The sequence below is a fragment of the Pedobacter cryoconitis genome (genome assembly GCF_014207135.1).
GTDB classification, from domain to species: Bacteria; Bacteroidota; Bacteroidia; order Sphingobacteriales; family Sphingobacteriaceae; genus Pedobacter; species Pedobacter cryoconitis_D.
Genome location: NZ_JACHCC010000001.1, coordinates 408,233 through 426,120, shown reverse-complemented (window position 1 = coordinate 426,120; position 17,888 = coordinate 408,233). Strand labels below are relative to the sequence as shown.

The window sequence follows — 17,888 nt, the reverse complement described above, 5'->3', positions numbered from 1 at the left end:
AATTATATAATGGAAGTAAAAGAGAAGCTAGTCAAAAGCACAGAATTAAAAAGTGAAATTTTAAAGCAATTATATCTTGAGAAATCACTTTCATGTGCTGAAATGAGCGCCTTATTTAACAAAAGCATACCAATTATAACTAAGACGATAAACGAATTAATTAAAGAAGGTTTTGTGATTGAAGTAGGGTACGCGCCTTCGAGTGGTGGTCGCAGACCATTGATGTATGCCGTAAAACCAGATGCCATGTATTTGATGGCTATTGCTATGGATCAGCTTTCCACCAGGATTGCTATTGTAGATCTGAACAATAATCCGGTAACTGAAATCGAAACTGTTGAGATGATTCTGAATGCAAATCCTACCGCTTTAGCTCAACTGATAACTTATATAGATAACCATATCTTAAAATCAGGTATAACCAAAGACAGCCTGCTCGGAATTGGTATTGGGATGCCCGGTTTTGTCAGTGTAAAAGATGGTAAAAACTACTCTTACCTGGATACACACGGCGCAAAGCTAACCGATTACATCGCTCAGGCCACTGGTCTTCGTACCTATATAGATAATGACTCCAGTATCATTGCGCTTGCTGAACAAAGATTCGGAATAGCAAAATCCCTTAAAGAAGTCATGGTTATTAACCTGGGTTGGGGAATTGGCCTTGGAATGATTGTCAATGGAGACATCTTCAGAGGTTACAGTGGTTTTGCAGGAGAGTTTAGTCACATCCCCCTATTTGAAGACGGTGCACTATGTATATGTGGTAAACAGGGTTGTCTGGAAGCTGAAGCCTCTATGCTGGTAGTGGTAAAGAAAGCCATTGAAGGTATTAAACATGGCCGTCTGTCCACATTGCATTCTTTTATTGAAGACCCCCTGAAATTGATGGGAGATGCCATTTTTGAAGCTGCAAATAACGGCGATCAATTCGTCATTGAATTGCTTTCAGACGCTGGATATAAAATAGGGAAAGCACTCTCTATCCTGATTCATATCATGAACCCACAAACTATTGTATTGAGTGGACGGGGTGCTAAAGCCGGTAAAATAATGATGGCACCTATACAGCAGGCCTTAAATAAATACTGCATTCCAAGATTAGCTGCAAATACAGAACTACTGATCTCAGATCTCGGTTTTGACGGAGAAATCATCGGTGCCGCTGCGCTCGTGATGGAAAATTTCGACAATGAACAATTAGTTATAAATACTAAACGACTCAATATGGATAAACCACAGGAAATCAAACACTAAACAAAAAATACGATTTAAACCTAAATTCAAAAAAACCAAAAATGAAAAAATTATTACTTATCACGTTATTAATGCCAGGCCTGGCGATGGGAGCAAATCTCACCAATGCGGGTAAGGTGGCATTAATTAGTTGGCCTCACTACAAGACCAATTCGCTAAATGCGCTAAAAGTAGCCACAATAATCAAAGGAGCTGTAAAAGATGCGACCGGACAACCATTAGTTGGAGTTAGCATACAGGTAAAAGGCACCAAAAGCGTTACTCAGACAGATGTAAATGGAAATTATGCTATACAAGCCAATATTGGCGATGTATTGGTTTTCTCCTATATCGGTTACGCAAAACAGGAAGTAAAAATCACTTCCACTCAGGTGAGTATCACCTTACTTGAAGATTCCAAACAACTTGGAGAAGTAGTTGTAACGGCATTAGGTATTAAAAAGTCAGAAAAAACTATTACTTATTCCACGCAGCAAGTATCTGGTTCAGAGCTGACCCGTGTTAAAAGCGATAACCTGATGAACTCTCTGAATGGTAAGATTTCAGGCGTAACAATCTCGCCAAGTGCTTCGGGTGTGGGTGGTTCGGCAAAAGTTATCTTAAGGGGTAATAAATCAGCAGCAGGAAATAACCAACCATTATATGTAATTGATGGAGTTCCAATTTCCAATGGTTCAAATGCTAACGGGCAACCTAATAACACCTTTGGATCCAATATTGGTCAGGGAGGCCCTACTGGTGCCGCAGCAGCTAGTGCAAGTCAGGACGGTGGTGATGGTATCTCCAACCTTAACCCCGAAGACATTGAGAGTATTACTGTATTAAAAGGAGCTTCTGCTTCTGCTTTATATGGTAGTCAGGCACAGAACGGGGTAATTTTGATTACAACCAAAAAGGGAAAAGCCGGAAAAACTCAGATCAACTTTTCATCTTCTATTTCGCTCGATCGTATTGCTTACAAACCTCAGTTTCAGAACAGCTATGGACAAACAACAGGCGGAGCGGATAGCTGGGGAGCAAAAATACCTTCAGCAACTGATAATGTTTCGCCATTCTTCCAGACTGGTACAAACTTAACCAATTCCATCAGTCTGTCAGGAGGTACCGAAGCTGCGCAGTCTTACTTCTCTTATGCCAATACCACTGCAAGAGGTGTAGAACCGACCAATAAGCTGGCGCGTCATAACATTAACTTCCGTGAAACAGCTCATTTTCTGGATAACAAGCTAACCGTTGACGGGAACTTTAATTACATTACTCAAAAGATCAATAACAGCCCAGGTTTGGGTTTTTACCTAAATCCTTTAACTGGACTGTATTTATTCCCTAGAGGAAGAGATATTACGCCTTATAAACAATTCGAATTACCAGCGCAGGTAGAAGGCGTTTCTGTACCAACACAAAACTGGCCATTCAATGAAGACATACAACAAAATCCTTGGTGGGTGCTTAACCGTAATCCAAATGAGGCTAAACGTAACCGTATCTTAGTTAATGCCAGCGTTAAATACGACATAACCAGCTGGATGAGCATACAGGCACGTGGAAATATAGATCGCTTCACCGATGCCTATGAACAGGATTTATATGCGAATACGAATCCCGTACTAGCTAAGGCAAACGGACAGTTATTACTAAGTAACCAAACTACTGAGCAGAAATATGCAGATTTACTCCTTACATTTGCAGTGCCAAGTAAATCTGACTTTAAAGTAGATGGTGTACTGGGTACCAGTATAACTGATGCCAGCACTACAGGTACACTCATTGGTCCTGACGCAAGCAATAGCTATAATGCACCAGGTTTAACTATACCTAATATTTTCCTTCCTGAAAACATCACTTCAGTTGTAGGTGGTCCTCCAGTTACAACCTTACCTAATAACCATAATCAAATCAGATCAATATTTGCAAATGCCAATATCGGGTACAAAAACTATGCATTTTTAACACTTACAGCAAGAAATGACTGGTCATCCAACCTGGCATTCACCCCTAACAATTCTTACTTCTATCCTTCAGTAGGTTTATCATTCATCCTGAACCAGATGTTTAGTTTACCTGAGGTTATTTCTTATGCAAAAGTAAGAGGTACCTATGCACAGGTAGGTAACACCGTTCCTAACTACGTAACCAATCCTTTAACACATTTTAGCACAGGTGGTGGAGTATTATTAAACTCCGTTGCTCCTTTCCCTGAATTAAAACCAGAAAAGACTGATTCTTATGAAGTAGGAACTGATCTGCGTTTCCTTGCAGACAGGTTAAACTTTAGTTTCACTTATTACAAGTCAAATACCAAAAATCAGTTTATTAAGGTTATCCCATCTTTCGTTACTACCTATTCACAGGGGTATGTAAACGCTGGAAATGTTCAGAACTCTGGTATTGAATTTATGCTGGGTTATGATGTAATCAAAAACACAAACTTTACCTGGAACTCTTCTTTTAACGGATCAGCAAATAAAAACAAAGTAATTGACGTCGATTCAAAAGATGGTATCAATCAGTTTATATTGACTCCTAACCGTAGCAACACTTATCAATCAGAATTAAGAACTGGTGGCTCTTTTGGAGATATCTACGGAGTTACTTTCCAACGTGATAATCAGGGGCGTATTGAAATCGGTCCAGGTGGTAAACCATTAGTAAACAGCGGATACAATTACATTGGAAACCCAAGCCCTAAATTTCAGTTAGGATGGGGCAACAGTTTTGATTACAAAAGATTCAGATTCAGCTTCCTTGTAGACGGAAAATTTGGGGGACAGGTATTATCGCTTACACAGGCAGTATTGGATAAATATGGTGTATCAAAAGAATCGGGTGCAGCAAGAGATCAGGGTGGAGTTACAATCAACGGTGTAGATGCGACTACCGGAAAAGCAATAACCAGTGTTGACCCTAAAACATGGTACACTACCGTTGGTGGCCGTGATGGTATTACAGAAAATTACATTTATAGTGCAACAGTAGTTCGCTTACGTGAAGCATCTTTAGGTTATACTATCCCATTTACTAAAGGAGCAGTTAAAAGCCTGAGATTCTCTGTTACCGGAAGAAACCTTTTATACTTCTATAAAAAAGCACCATTCGATCCTGAGGTTACTATGTCTACAGGGAATGGCTTATCTGGTGTAGATGTATTTAGTCAGCCAGCTACACGCAATTTCGGTTTTAACCTGAATCTTACCTTATAAAATGTTCAAATTTAAAATTAAACAGATGAAAACTCATTATAAACATATATTAGGCAATGGATATAAGCATGCTCTGGCTGCTTTCCTTGCGCTAACTGTCTTTACATTTACTGGTTGTAAAAAAGACTTTGAAAAATTCAACACTGATAATACGGGTATAGGTACAGGTAAGTTTCAGGTCGGATTGGTATTTCCAGGCATACAATCTGCTGTTTTTGGAGAGGAAGGCGATTATCAACTGAACCAAAACTTAAATGCGGACTGTTATGCTGGTTATATGATGTCTCCAAATCCTTTTAGAGGAAACCTTAATAACTTAAATTACAGTCTGGTAGACGGATGGAACCAAAATGTATTTGTTACTTCTTATACCAATTCATTCTTTGCCATCAATGCGATTGCAAAAGCCGGAGCAAGAACTTCACTTCCTGATTTCTGGGGTATCGCCTTAATCCTTAAAGTAGAGACTATGAACAGGTTAACTGATAAATTTGGCCCTGCAGCCTATAGTAAGGCAGGACAAACTTTTAAGGGCACACCTTATGACTCTCAGCAAAGCATCTATAACCAATTCTTCCTTGAACTGGATACAGCTGTCAATAACCTGAATACTTTTGTGAAAGCCAACCCTGGTAAAACTCCTTTTCAAGCATACGATATGGTTTATGGAGGAGATTATACCAAATGGATCAAATTTGCAAATTCTCTTCGTTTGCGTTTAGCAATGCATATTGTAAAGGTTGATGCAGCTACTGCACAGACTCAGGCATTAAAAGCTTTAGATCCGGCTAATGGAGGTGTATTAACCACGAATTCAGATAATGCTGCTATTTCGGGTGGCGGATATCATAATCCACTGAATGTGATCACAACCGGCTGGACTGATATTGCGCTGGGCGCATCTGCAGAAACTTTTCTGGTTGGATATAATGACCCACGTTTACCTAAATTTGCTTCACCAGCCACTGATACACGTTTTGCTGGTCAGTATAAAGGTATTCGCATCGGATCGGCTGTAACTAACAAACCTGGTTATAACGGGTACTCTGTATTGAATCCACAAACGATTGTAAGTCCAAGTTCACCAATGATGATGATGACTGCTGCCGAAGTATGGTTTTTAAAAGCAGAAGCAGCATTACGCGGATGGACTGCTGCAGGTGATGCACAAACCAACTATACTACCGGTATTCAAACATCTATGACTCAATGGGGAGTAAACGGCAGTACTTATATTAATGATGCGACCAGTTTACCTATCGCTTATGTTGATCCTTCCAATGCAACCAACAACTCGCCTGCTGTCTCCACAATTACTATCAAATGGGATGGTGGTGCAACCAATGAGCAAAAGTTAGAGCGTATCATCACTCAGAAATGGATTGCTATGTTCCCTGAGGGACAGGAAGCCTGGACAGAATATCGTCGTACCGGATATCCTAAACTATTTACTGTAGTCAACAACAACAGTAACGGAACCATAGATACTCAAATTCAGATCCGCAGACTGGCCTTTCCACAGAATGAATACTCTACTAATGGAGATGAAATTCAGAAAGCTGTTCAATTGTTAAACGGTCCGGATAACGGTGGTACAAGATTATGGTGGGACGTCAATAAGCCCAATTTTTAATCAGCATCAAGAACCTTTAATTAATGCCTCTTTAGAAGCGTCTTAAGCAAAAGCTTAGGGCGCTTTTTTTTATGCCCCCTAACCTAACTATTTCCGTTTCATATGGCTACAATTGGCTTTGATCCATTGAATGGCAGCGTTAACCGGCTCGTGTGATTTCGAGGAGGAAGTGTTATGCCCCAGTTCTGAAAACAGTTGGTAATCATAGGCTTTACCTTGTGCTTTAAGCGCTTTGAGGTGTTCTATCGATAAACGTACCGGAGCCTGCACATCTTTACCTCCAAAAAGCCAAAGGCCACGGATCGAGAGTTTAGCAAGAGCATCACGCGGATCAGTGTCAGCAAATTGATACCGGTCAGCGTCGCTGCGTATATGATCACGTGCCTCAGCTTCAGTGTGTGTCTCCCAAAAGCTAGAATTTCCCTGCGTATAAAACTGAAATCTCAGCTGTTCGAGAGCTGTAACAACCGGTCCGCTAAACAATATCATAAAGTTCACCTTACGATTTTCTTTTGCGGCCAAAGGAATTATCCAGCCAGCCTGACTAAAACCCATTAAGCCCAAAGGCCCATGATGGGCCGGCAGATGCGCCAACAGTTCATTAGAGGCTGCGCTTGCATCTAAAGCCAACAGGTTAAGATTAGCAGAATCAATGTTATTAGTTCCAACTTCCGGTCCGGCATAAACCCCACCCGATTTTCCCACTCCACGTTTGTCGTAGGTTAATACTGCGATACCATTTCTCGCCAAAAGTGACGCCATTCCCATCATCCTTGCTTCCTGACCAGATCCATGCACCAGGACTACTGCGGCATAAGCATGCCTGGGTTTAAAGATAGTACCTGCCAGAGTGACCCCGACGCTGTTGAACTCAACATTTTCCATGGTGAAGTCCAGTCGATAAGCAGGCTCAGGTGCAGTTTGTCCAAACAAGCTAAAACTGAAGCAACTAAGCAGAAGAAGTATATATGATTTCATTGTCTTTAATTTAAAGGATCTTATTTTTTTGATTATAAATTATGATCTAAATCTAAAGCAATATTATCCTGGTGGGAATAAATGTGACGGAATGCGGGAAAAATGTGACCAAAGGATAAACTTTGGGCAGATATGTCAGATAATGATTTTAATGACATAAAAAAAGCCTGCAAACTTTCGGTTTGCAGGCTACAAAGAGCTTTGATAAAAATGTGCCCGAAGAGAGACTCGAACTCTCAAGGATCTTACTCCAACGGCTTCTGAGACCGCAACGTTTACCAATTTCGCCATCCGGGCATTAAAATTCTGGATATCCGCTCTGTGGCGACAAATGTAGCATTATTTCTCAAACGATGGAATATATTCTCTAAATATATTAACAAATATCTCCCATTTTCGAACTCTATCATAGCAAAAACACGGTAATCAACACTCAATCACCTACCTTACAAATTGATAATCTGCAAATTAGCCAGACACATACAACGGGACTATATTTTACAATAAAAATCATTTTCTTCATCAGAAAGTATAAAAAAACCCGGATTAATCATGATGATCAATCCGGGTTTCATTCAATTCAGTAGTTTCCCGAATCAGAAATACTTAAAATTTAAAAGCAATGCTTCCGATTACACTTCTTAATTGCTGTGGATTCATTGTACCATAACCAATCCAGTATTGTTTATTAGTCAGGTTATCCACTTTAAGACCTATTCTATATTTAGGTTGATCATAAAATGCCGTTGCATTGAAAACTACATAATGAGGTAAAATAAATACTCCTGAAGATACACTGTTGACTATTTTATTGTCGCTGGCATAATTTCCTCCAAAACCTAAACCAGCCCCTTTTAATTTACCGTTAACCAACTTGTAGCTCATCCAGAGATTTGCAGCATACGGAGACATCGAATAAGCATCCCTTCTACCCTGTACATCAGCATCTGCATTAGTCAGTTTATTATCGTTATAGGCGAAACCAGCAATAATATTCATCCCTTCTACAGGATTAGCAACAACTTCGGCCTCTACCCCTTTACTAATTTTTGTACCGTTCTGTATAGTTGCATTCGGTAAAGACGGATCTAATAAGTAAGCCCTAACCAGGTTCTTCACCTTTATATTATAATAAGACACAGTACTGCTTAATTTACCTTCAAATAAACTTAGTTTCACCCCTCCCTCTAATTGGTTGGCTTCTTCAGGTTTAAAAGTGTTACCCTGGTAATCAACTCCTGTTTTGTTGGTAAAACCATTCTGATAATTGGCGAAAATTGATACCTGATCTTTGATAGGCTGGAAAACCAACCCGAATTTAGGTGCGAAAACTGTTTGTTTATATGCTCCGCTATATAATCCTGTAGCTTCATTATAACTACCCTTATTGTCAAAACGGTCTACTCTTAAGGCCGCCAGGGCAATCAGGTTATCAGTCAGATTAATAACATCAGAAACATAGGCACTATAAGTATTCGAAATGAATTTGACAGGATAATGTGAGATAGAATCCGGACTGATAGTCTGATAACGTTGTTCCAGATTAGCTTCATTGAAATTACTGTAGTTTGGAATATTACCATTCTTTTTGACCAGATCAAATCTATCTATCGAGTAAAATTTCTGATTTGAATTCTGTCTGAAGTAATCCAGACCAACCACAATTCTGTTTTTTACATTTCCAATATTGAATGCTCCGTTAAAATTCTGTTGTATCTCAGTTACCGTAATTTCACTGTTTTGTGTGGACTGGTCTCCACGTGAAAGATAGTCGCTTCCTTTAGCATTCGGATCTTTCAGCACGACAGAATTTGGAACAAGGAAAAAATATGGATTACGTCCGTTTGAAAAACTATAAGTACTGGTATAATTCGTTTGAGAAGTCCATTGATCCGAGATCTTATAATTCATCTGCCCAAAGAAATTATTGCTTTTATAGGTCTGGGTCAGGTCATTGCTTGCATAAGATCTTTTATAGTCTAAACCTAGTTGATCAGCTCTGTCAGCACCTAAACTGGCAACAGGATAATAGAAAAAGATAACCGGTTTTGCAACATTTGTACCACCAGATAATTCAGCATCCAGTAAAAAGGAAAGTCTGTCATTAACTTTATAAGAAAGACTTGGCGCCAGGATTGTGCTTCTGTTAAATCCATTATCCTGGAAAGAACCTTCACGGTTATAGGCAGTATTCAATCGGAATAAAACATTCTTAGCACTATCCAGCGGCGTATTTACATCAGCACTGATACGGTTAAACCCATAACTACCAGTTGCATAATTAACTTCACCACCAAAATGATCATAAGGTTTTTTAGTTACCCTGTTGATTAATCCTCCATAAGAAGTCAGGGTACTGCCAAATAATGTAGCAGAAGGGCCTTTAATCATTTCAAGGCTTTCCAGGTTTGCTGCATCAATACGACTGGTCACATTTCCTGCAACCCCGTTTCTTAACTGAGCCTGCACAATAAAACCTCTGGAGTTATAATAAGCTCCACCATCACCACCGCGTCCTGTTGCATCCCACATTTTCTGTAAACCAGGTACATTTTTAGTCGCATCATCTACAGAAAAACTTACCTGATTAGTTAACAGCTCTTTAGTGATTGTCGTATAAACCTGTGAATTTTCTAAATTGTTCAGTGACATTTTAGCCGCATAATCACTTTTCTTCTTAGTGAACTGATTAGTTTTAGCATGCGAAATCACGATCTCATTTAATTTCGATGAATTTTCATTCAGGGTGAAATCAACTTCCTGCGTGCTTCCTGCTTTAACTACTACTTTTTGTTCTTGTTTTTGTAAACCAATAGCAGTTGCTGCAATAGTATATGTCCCTGGTTTGATTTTTTTTAAGCTAAAAGTACCATCCTTTTCACTTAGTGTACCTATTCCCATTCCCTTTAGTACAATACTGATATTAGAAGCAGCACTGCCATCCTGCGTAATAATTTTCCCTTTTATCTGTCCCGTCTGTTGTTGCGCATTGACTTGTGATAAGCCCAAAAACAGCATAATAATAATTAGTAGATTTCTCCTCATCTTATTTAGATTGATTATAATTTGATGCAAAGAAAAGAGATGGCGATGAGTGATCAAAATTTATTTAGATTTATTCTACACAAAGATCAAAAAATGATTATTTATAATCATTTGATTAAGTTGTTTTCTATTAAATACCAGAATTTCCCTTGAAGAAAAGAGAAAAGGAGAGAAATTTAGAGGGTTTAGCTTTTTTTACTATTCATCACTGCATATTGCGGTGATGAATAGTAAAAAATACGCTCTGCAGGTCAGATGACCTGGATCAGATCTCCTCCATCATTTGCTTTCAGCCAGCCAAAAGAATGAGAAGGTAAACCCTGTTGTTCCAGTAATTTTTCAAAATCTGCAGTAGCTTCTTCTGCTACTGCTACCAGCAATCCCCCACTGGTTTGAGGATCGGCTAAAATAAATCTTTGTTTATCGGTTAGTGTACTTACCTTCTGACCATAACTATTCCAGTTTCGCTGAGTTCCACCAGGAAAACAATTCTGACTAAGATAACCATCAAGTGAAGCTATCACAGGCACTTTATCAAATTCAACAACCGCCGACAAGCCACTGCCTTCACACATTTCAGTCAGATGCCCCAGCAAACCAAAACCAGTGACATCAGTCATTGCCTTAACACCGTCAATCTTTCCAAACAACTCACCTGGCTTATTCAGGGTAACCATACTTTTCAAAGCTACAGCCGCATCTTCAGCTTGCAACAATCCTTTTTTCTGAGCAGTTGATAAGATTCCAACCCCCAGTGCTTTCGTTAAATACAAGCGACATCCGGCTTCGGCCGTCGAGTTCTGTTTCAACTCAGTGATATTGACCAGCCCATTCACCGAGAGCCCGAATACCGGCTCAGGGCAATCAATACTATGTCCGCCAGCCAATGTAATCCCTGCTTCTGCGCAGATCGCCCTTGCACCCTCTAATACCTGCTGTGCTACTTCTGGTGACAGTTTCTCGATAGGCCATCCTAAAATTGCAATTGCCAGAACTGGTTTTCCGCCCATAGCATATACATCACTAATGGCATTAGCCGATGCAATCCGTCCGAAATCATACGCATCATCCACAATGGGCATAAAGAAATCGGTAGTAGAAATCAATGCGGTACCATTACCAAGGTCTAACACCGCAGCATCATCCCTTTTATCATTCCCTACCAGAAGATTTGCATCCTGTCTTTTAGGAACAGGGCTATGTAATATTTTGTCAAGTATTGCCGGGCTGATCTTGCAACCACAACCCGCACCATGTGAATATTGAGTTAATTTAATGTCCATTTTTTAAATAGTATTCATGTTAACCACCGGGATACTTCCGGAAAAATCTATTATTTGCTGAGCTATACTGACAAATTCGCTGTTCCCGACATCCATTGAGAACACTTTATCGGGAGCTCTTTTTCCCAATCCGGTTTTATAGGTTTTATCGTAATAAACCAGCACAAAACCAATAAAATCGGCCATCCGGTCTTCTTCTATTGCTAGTATAGCATGTTTAGTTTGTTCTGGCCCCAATCTTTTCCATATACGTTGTGTGCATTCAATTAAAAAATCCTTGTCCAGCCTTCCATATTCTTCAACCAGTATTTCTACACGCTGCTGCAACGGAACATTCACATTGATCAAAACAGAGTTGCGCATATTACGCCAGAAAAACTGAGGAATAACCCGCTTCCCAATCGTTAAACTTTCATCTTCCACCCATATCTTTCTTTCAGGATCCAACAGATTAAGCTGACAGGCCAGGTTATTTTCAAACTGTTCCTGTGTAGGCTGGATCATTTTATTCATCGTCCCATAAGAAGAGCCCTGATGTTGTGCCAGATCTTCCAGATCGATAATCTGTTCGTTCATGGTCTGAAGATGATGCAAAATTTTAGTTTTGCCAGATCCTGTCTTTCCACCCAAAATACTAAGTTTCCAACCTTGGTCAAATTGCTGCAATGCCCATCTGCGGTAACTTTTATAACCACCTTCGATAAGGTAAACCTCGAACCCGTAGAGATTCAGTGCCCAGGCCATTGCACCACTGCGCATTCCACCTCTCCAGCAATGTACTGCAATTTTTTTCTGCGGTGCTATTTCCAGAGCCTCTTTAATAAAACCAGACCATTTGCTTCCTGTAATATCAAATCCTAATAGAATAGCTTCTTCCCTCCCTACCTGTTTATAAGTTGTACCAACACTCACCCGCTCTTCATTCGTAAAAATCGGCAAATTAAAAGCTCCCGGAATATGCCCCTGTACAAACTCTAACGGAGTACGGACATCGATTAAGGGAATTGAATCAGCTAACCCGAGAAAGTCACTGATAGCTATTGGTTTAGTCATTATGATGATTTGGTTCAAAAGATGAACAAATATAGTACAGAATCCTGAAGACGGACAGAAAGCCGGTGTCGAATAATTGCAGGAGGTACCAGAAGAATAAATTTTACAAAAAAAGCCTTTCAAAAAGAAAGGCTTTAGCTTTATTCAGCGTCTTTTCCGTCAAAAGATAAAATGCCAAAATTCTTTTTGTTCCACTTTTTCAGTTTTCTAGGTACACGAACTACAACCGCTTTTTCGTCACCCTTTACAACTTTCTTATCTTCTTTTTTTACTACCTTACTCATAATCCATTAGTTTTAATCTGATCCTGAAGCGGATCATCATATTTTCTGCCAATTTAGTCATATTCCTGGTCAGAACCCTACTTATTAAGTATTTTTCCTATAGAAGGTCATTATAACGATTATAGCTGTTCCTGTATATTTAATTCCATTAGTAAATAATATACCGATTAGTATATTATTTACTAATATTGTATCACAAGACAATTTGAATTAAAAAAACACAAATCAATTTTATGAATAATCAATATGATATCACAGTAATCGGATCCGGACCAGGTGGTTATGTATCTGCCATTCGTGCTTCTCAATTAGGTTATAAAGTAGCTATTGTAGAAAAATACAATACACTTGGAGGCACTTGTACAAATGTAGGCTGTATACCTGCAAAAGCTTTACTGGACAGTTCAGAGCATTACCATCAGGCACAGGAACAGTTTAAGGTACACGGCATCAATCTCGACAATCTCAGTCTTGATTTCACACAATTCATTAAGCGTAAATCTGAAGTAGTCAGACAAAATACATCGGGACTGATTTATCTCATGAAGAAAAATAAAATCGATGTTTATCAGGGTACAGGCAGTTTTATTGATCAGACACAAATTAAAGTAAGTACTGCTGATCAGGAAACTATGCTGACCAGCAAATATTTTATTATTGCGACAGGCTCCAAACCCTCTTCTATACCAGGAGTGATTATTGATAAAAAAAGAATCATTACTTCTACAGAAAGTCTATCCTTCTCCTCCCGTCCCGAATCAATGATTATCATAGGTGGTGGCGTTATAGGTGTAGAACTGGCCTCTGTTTATGCCCGTATTGGCACCCGGGTAACCATAATTGAATATACTGAATCACTGATTCCAACTATGGACAGAGAATTAGGGAAGACGCTGTTCAAGACACTTTCCAAACTTAATATCAACATACTTTTAAAAAGTAAAGTGCAGTCTGCAACAAACACAGGTTCATCAGCAACTGTAAATTTTATAAACGATGAAGCTAAAGAACAGGAGCTTACTGCAGATTACTGTTTAGTTGCTGTTGGCAGAAGAGCTTATACAGACGGATTAAATCTGGGTGCAGTTGGTATTGAAACTGAGAAGAGCGGAAAAATCAAGGTAAATGAGCAATTGCAAACTATAGTACCAAATATTTATGCCATAGGCGATGTTATAGACGGACCTATGCTGGCACACAAAGCAGAAGACGAAGGAACATTTGTTGCAGAGGTCATTGATGGTCAAAAACCTCATATTAATTATAAATTGATTCCTGGCGTAGTTTATACCTGGCCTGAAGTTGCTTCTTCGGGTGCCACTGAAGAAGAGCTAAAAGCTAAAGGCGTTGAATATACCGTTGGCAAATTTCCCTATTCGGCAAGTGCCCGCGCAAGGGCATCTATGGATACGGATGGTTTTGTAAAAGTACTGGTATCCCCAAAATACGGCGAAGTTCTCGGTGTACATATTATTGGTCCCCGGGCTGCTGATGTAATCGCTCAGGCCGTAGTAGGTATGGAATATGAAATTACGGCAAGAGATATGTATCATATCAGCTATGCACACCCCACCTATTCTGAAGCACTAAAAGATGCCTATCTCCAGGCAGCCGGACAAGGGGCCATTAACATATAGTTCACATTTTTTCAGCTCCAAAAAAGCAAAGCAATCTATTTTCAGGACTAACGATTACTCAATAATGTTATATCTTTACATAAGAAGATATATTACGTTTACAAAACACAGAAACTTAGAAAATATTGAGATGAAAAAATTAATATACTTGTTACTTCTCATTGCTGTCCTACCTGTGGTAGCCAAGGCTGCAGCTAAAGAAAAATTCCTAAAGGGTTATTATATAGATTCCCTGAAGAACAAAGTAGAAGGCTTAATTGCTTTTGACGGTTCAGACTGCCAGAATTTTTCTTTTAAAAAACAACTTGGAGAAAAAAGCACTGTCATTAATGTTACCAAATGCTCCGGATTTGGTATTGGGCCCCGTGTTTTTGAAGTAATTGACGATATAGATTTTGTCACACTGGTCCGAAAAAGACCAATCACGAAAGCTTTTGCAGAATTGATAGAAACTGGAAGTGTCAAATTGTACAAAATGAGCCTGGAACTGTCCAGCATGGATAAAACACATAAGATATCCTCTCTTGCATTACAAACCTCTGGTAGCTCCGAAACAGGGGGGCTTTCCAGCTACCTGACAAAGGACCGGATTTATTATTATCTGAAAAGAACCGGCGAGAACAAATATCTGCGTGTGGAAACCCGCAAAAGTAAATTTAAGAAACAATTACAGGACTATCTGAAAGACCGTCCCGAGATAGCCGCAAAAATAGCTAAAAACAAAGATTACAGCTATAACAATATTGAACTGATTGTGCATGCCTATAATGAAGATACTGCACCAGCTCCGGCAAACTGATCAAAATTAAAATCCCTCTTTACAGAAATTGTAAAGAGGGTTAAAGGTTCACGGTTACCAACAGGGATTAATCCTTAATTAAAAAACGTAAAAGATACTTGCCTGAATATTATTGTTTTTAAAATCATTTCTGATGTTCGTTACATTAAAGTCCCCTACCTTCGATATTCCATAGACATACCTCGCGCCTATACCCAGTCCCATTTTTGACTGATAACCTAATCCTCCGACAGCAGCTAGGTCCAGTTTTTTTGCAAAATCTCCCATACTTAACCCTTTGACATCTTCTTTTGCCTTCATCCCAGCCTGTGCTCCTCCTTCAATATAAAAACCAGAGCTATGACGATATTTTAACAAGATCGGCACTGTAATATAATAAAGCTTTAGATTCTGGTTATCAAACGAATCCCCTTTAACTTTTGCCCCTTGCGACGAAAACAGAAACTCCTCCTGGATCAGGAAATTATTGGTGATCTTAAAGGCTATTGTACCACCCGCATGGAATCCGACTAAAGGATCAGTTGGAAAACTGGCATCCGTAAAGTTGCTATAATTCACACCCGCCTTCAGCCCGAATTCAAATCGCTTTAAAAAATTCTGACTGAAACCTTTTGAAGACACCAGCACCAAACAAATTAACATTAACTTTTTCATAATTTTCTCTTAAAATTTGACACATTAAACACAGCCCTAAAGCCTGATTATTTTTTTTATTTGTATCAAAATTGCACGTTCAGAGTGCTTTACAGATGAGAAAATCGGGTGAAGCGGGCAAAGTCAGCTTCCAAAGGGAATAAGTGCAGGTAAAAAAACATTAAGCAACTTTAATTGGCTGAGGCTTTTGTTAGCCAGCTTAGAAACTGAGGGGCCTTTCCTTTACTTACAATCACCTTGTCACCAAAAGAGATACTCAGGTTCACCAATAATTTGCGGGAGAAGAAGTTTGAGACATCAATAATAGCGCTTCGACAAATCAGATACTGTCGGTTCGCCCTGAAAAAGGAACTTCCAACTAGTTTTTCTAACTCGTCCAGATTCTTATTCGGATAAAAGATCTTACCCGGAAAGGTCAGCACATGCACCACCTCATTCGCCAGATAAATTAAGGCGATATCCTCTACCTTAACCGGAATGATTTTATCCTGATGGTAGACGAGTAAAGAAGCTGCATGCTGCGTTTCATGAGCAGCAAGTATCTTCATCAGGCTACTATATTGCTGGGCCTGATCATTTGAAAACTGTTTTTTGAGTTGATTATATCTTTGGAGGGCTCCCTCCAGTATCTGTAACGTAAAAGGCTTCAGAATATAATCAATCCCATTTGCTTTAAATGCATCAAGGGCATATTCATCATAAGCCGTACAGAAGATGACCGGAGTCGAGATTGGTACAGCAATAAATATCTCAAAACTCAAACCATCGCCAAGCTGGATGTCACTGAAAATCAAATCAGCTTCAAAACCACCCTTAAAATAAGTAATAGCTTCTTTAACAGAATAAAGCTGGATAATGCTTACAGGTTCATGAACTAATTGCGTAATACTCAGTTCAAGATCATCCGCAACTACCTGCTCATCCTCTATGATCACTATATTCATTGGTCAATAATTTAATACTTACTGAAAATACATTTTCCTTTTCTTCGATGATCACCTCATCCCCGGTCCAGAGGCGATAACGTTCGGCAAGATTAGCCAGGCCATGATTAACCGAAGTTACGCTGATAGTTTTCTTCTGGAGGTTATTCCGTACAACTACCCTCTCATCACTACAAAAAATATCAACTACTAAAGGCATTTCTCTGGTCAGTTCATTGTGTTTAATCGCATTCTCCAGGAGCGGCTGCAATGAAAAAGAAGGCAGATAATAATTCTTTAAAATTTCCTCAGGTAAATCAATTCTGCAATCTAATGCAATACCAAACCTGATTTTCTGCATTTCCAGATAATCATTCAACAAAGCTACCTCATCTTCCAGACTGGCAACTTTTGAATTATGGTTAAAAACAGAGGCCCTCAGAAAATTGGCTAAATGAACTATATAGGTGTCTCCTGCAGCAGGGTCTTTCCGGTATAATGCTTTCAGTGTATTTAACGCATTAAAAAGAAAATGAGGATGAATCTGCTGCTTTAAAAGCAAATTAACAGCCTCGGCATTGGCCGTTTTTAACTTAGAGAGTTCCAGATCGGTATGTGCTTTATAATGATGCAGAATAATAAAGTCCTGCAAAACGATAATCACCGTATTCACAACCGCGCTGGCGAGGACAAAAATAGAAAAATAGACCAGAGGAGAATAACTGTTCATTTTATGCGAAGCATAATTGAATACCGGTGCCAGCATTAAATAAATGATGACACTCGCGAAATAGGTAAAAAGATAACGGTACCGTTTGAATACTTTTGTTCCGGTTCCGAATCTTCGGGCCAGCAAAATAAGAATCCCGACATTAGCAAAGCCGATTAATCCAATAGCAAGCGCAGTGATAACCATATAAAACAGCTTGTGCATTTGCGATTCTTCCATCAGAAAAAACAGGAACAGAAAAACAATTGTACTAAACGCGACTGCGAGCAACCAGTTAAGACGAACAAGGTTTTTGATCGGCAGAGTTGAATCCATAAAAACGAAATTACATCATCTGTACCATGAATATACAGATATTCGGTTAAAGCAGGCAAAAATGGCAGCGAGTGTTCTTATGAGCGGTATCAATTGT

At 39.2% G+C, this 17,888-nt stretch carries 13 protein-coding genes and 1 tRNA gene; 5 read left to right on the top strand and 9 right to left on the bottom strand.

What is annotated here, in order from left to right; genetic code table 11:
- Positions 1-9 precede the first annotated feature (9 nt).
- The 3 genes from HDF25_RS01630 to HDF25_RS01620 are packed head-to-tail and all read left to right on the top strand — an operon-like array spanning position 10 to position 6,090.
- Positions 10-1,257 (top strand): ROK family protein, encoded by a 1,248-nt coding sequence (locus tag HDF25_RS01630; RefSeq protein WP_184622091.1) that lies wholly within the window; start codon positions 10-12, stop codon positions 1,255-1,257.
- Between the two features lie 41 nt (positions 1,258-1,298).
- A complete protein-coding gene (locus HDF25_RS01625) occupies positions 1,299-4,457 on the top strand; it encodes a SusC/RagA family TonB-linked outer membrane protein (RefSeq protein ID WP_184622089.1) in 3,159 nt (1,052 codons plus the stop codon).
- 25 nt (positions 4,458-4,482) lie between these two features.
- Positions 4,483-6,090 carry a SusD/RagB family nutrient-binding outer membrane lipoprotein gene (locus tag HDF25_RS01620; protein WP_260409293.1) on the top strand — a complete coding sequence of 536 codons (1,608 nt, stop codon included), beginning with the start codon at positions 4,483-4,485 and terminating at the stop codon, positions 6,088-6,090.
- Positions 6,091-6,177: 87 nt separating this feature from the next.
- Here the strand turns inward: HDF25_RS01620 and HDF25_RS01615 are convergent, their stop codons facing one another.
- The 6 genes from HDF25_RS01615 to HDF25_RS01590 all read right to left on the bottom strand — a co-directional run bounded on the left by HDF25_RS01615 (position 6,178) and on the right by HDF25_RS01590 (position 12,733).
- Complete coding sequence (locus HDF25_RS01615) at positions 6,178-6,975, bottom strand: alpha/beta hydrolase family protein (RefSeq protein ID WP_260409308.1); 798 nt, start codon at positions 6,973-6,975, stop codon at positions 6,178-6,180.
- 306 nt (positions 6,976-7,281) lie between these two features.
- Positions 7,282-7,365: transfer RNA gene (locus tag HDF25_RS01610), tRNA-Leu, on the bottom strand.
- A 309-nt stretch (positions 7,366-7,674) separates the two neighbouring features.
- Positions 7,675-10,113, bottom strand: a complete 2,439-nt coding sequence (locus HDF25_RS01605) for a TonB-dependent receptor (RefSeq protein WP_184622083.1) — start codon at positions 10,111-10,113, stop codon at positions 7,675-7,677.
- 251 nt (positions 10,114-10,364) lie between these two features.
- On the bottom strand, positions 10,365-11,396 hold the full coding sequence (selD, locus tag HDF25_RS01600) for a selenide, water dikinase SelD (protein WP_184622082.1): 1,032 nt from the start codon (positions 11,394-11,396) through the stop codon (positions 10,365-10,367).
- 3 nt (positions 11,397-11,399) lie between these two features.
- Positions 11,400-12,449, bottom strand: a complete 1,050-nt coding sequence (gene mnmH, locus HDF25_RS01595; protein ID WP_184622081.1) for a tRNA 2-selenouridine(34) synthase MnmH — start codon at positions 12,447-12,449, stop codon at positions 11,400-11,402.
- Between the two features lie 140 nt (positions 12,450-12,589).
- Positions 12,590-12,733 carry a hypothetical protein gene (locus HDF25_RS01590; RefSeq protein ID WP_184622080.1) on the bottom strand — a complete coding sequence of 48 codons (144 nt, stop codon included), beginning with the start codon at positions 12,731-12,733 and terminating at the stop codon, positions 12,590-12,592.
- Positions 12,734-12,966: 233 nt separating this feature from the next.
- On the opposite strand from HDF25_RS01590, the gene lpdA reads away from it, so the two are divergent.
- Together lpdA and HDF25_RS01580 are read left to right on the top strand one after the other, a co-directional pair.
- Entirely contained in the window at positions 12,967-14,370 is a 1,404-nt protein-coding gene (gene lpdA / locus HDF25_RS01585) for a dihydrolipoyl dehydrogenase (protein WP_184622079.1), read from the top strand.
- 130 nt (positions 14,371-14,500) lie between these two features.
- Entirely contained in the window at positions 14,501-15,169 is a 669-nt protein-coding gene (locus HDF25_RS01580) for a hypothetical protein (RefSeq protein ID WP_184622078.1), read from the top strand.
- Positions 15,170-15,247: 78 nt separating this feature from the next.
- On the opposite strand, the gene HDF25_RS01575 is transcribed toward HDF25_RS01580, so the two are convergent.
- The 3 genes from HDF25_RS01575 to HDF25_RS01565 all read right to left on the bottom strand — a co-directional run bounded on the left by HDF25_RS01575 (position 15,248) and on the right by HDF25_RS01565 (position 17,791).
- Entirely contained in the window at positions 15,248-15,823 is a 576-nt protein-coding gene (locus HDF25_RS01575; RefSeq protein ID WP_184622077.1) for a porin family protein, read from the bottom strand.
- A gap of 170 nt (positions 15,824-15,993) precedes the next feature.
- Complete coding sequence (locus tag HDF25_RS01570) at positions 15,994-16,767, bottom strand: LytR/AlgR family response regulator transcription factor (protein ID WP_184622075.1); 774 nt, start codon at positions 16,765-16,767, stop codon at positions 15,994-15,996.
- Positions 16,742-17,791, bottom strand: a complete 1,050-nt coding sequence (locus HDF25_RS01565) for a sensor histidine kinase (RefSeq protein ID WP_184622073.1) — start codon at positions 17,789-17,791, stop codon at positions 16,742-16,744. Before HDF25_RS01565 ends, HDF25_RS01570 begins: the two co-directional genes overlap by 26 nt.
- Positions 17,792-17,888 lie beyond the last annotated feature (97 nt).

Coding starts and splice junctions, on each gene's coding strand:
- lpdA (WP_184622079.1), top strand. CDS start 12,967: ATGAATAATCAATATGATATCACAGTAATCGGATCCGGACCAGGTGGT.
- HDF25_RS01615 (WP_260409308.1), bottom strand. CDS start 6,975: ATGGAAAATGTTGAGTTCAACAGCGTCGGGGTCACTCTGGCAGGTACT.
- HDF25_RS01625 (WP_184622089.1), top strand. CDS start 1,299: ATGAAAAAATTATTACTTATCACGTTATTAATGCCAGGCCTGGCGATG.
- HDF25_RS01605 (WP_184622083.1), bottom strand. CDS start 10,113: ATGAGGAGAAATCTACTAATTATTATTATGCTGTTTTTGGGCTTATCA.
- mnmH (WP_184622081.1), bottom strand. CDS start 12,449: ATGACTAAACCAATAGCTATCAGTGACTTTCTCGGGTTAGCTGATTCA.
- HDF25_RS01570 (WP_184622075.1), bottom strand. CDS start 16,767: ATGAATATAGTGATCATAGAGGATGAGCAGGTAGTTGCGGATGATCTT.
- HDF25_RS01575 (WP_184622077.1), bottom strand. CDS start 15,823: ATGAAAAAGTTAATGTTAATTTGTTTGGTGCTGGTGTCTTCAAAAGGT.
- HDF25_RS01580 (WP_184622078.1), top strand. CDS start 14,501: ATGAAAAAATTAATATACTTGTTACTTCTCATTGCTGTCCTACCTGTG.
- selD (WP_184622082.1), bottom strand. CDS start 11,396: ATGGACATTAAATTAACTCAATATTCACATGGTGCGGGTTGTGGTTGC.
- HDF25_RS01590 (WP_184622080.1), bottom strand. CDS start 12,733: ATGAGTAAGGTAGTAAAAAAAGAAGATAAGAAAGTTGTAAAGGGTGAC.
- HDF25_RS01620 (WP_260409293.1), top strand. CDS start 4,483: ATGAAAACTCATTATAAACATATATTAGGCAATGGATATAAGCATGCT.
- HDF25_RS01630 (WP_184622091.1), top strand. CDS start 10: ATGGAAGTAAAAGAGAAGCTAGTCAAAAGCACAGAATTAAAAAGTGAA.
- HDF25_RS01565 (WP_184622073.1), bottom strand. CDS start 17,791: ATGGATTCAACTCTGCCGATCAAAAACCTTGTTCGTCTTAACTGGTTG.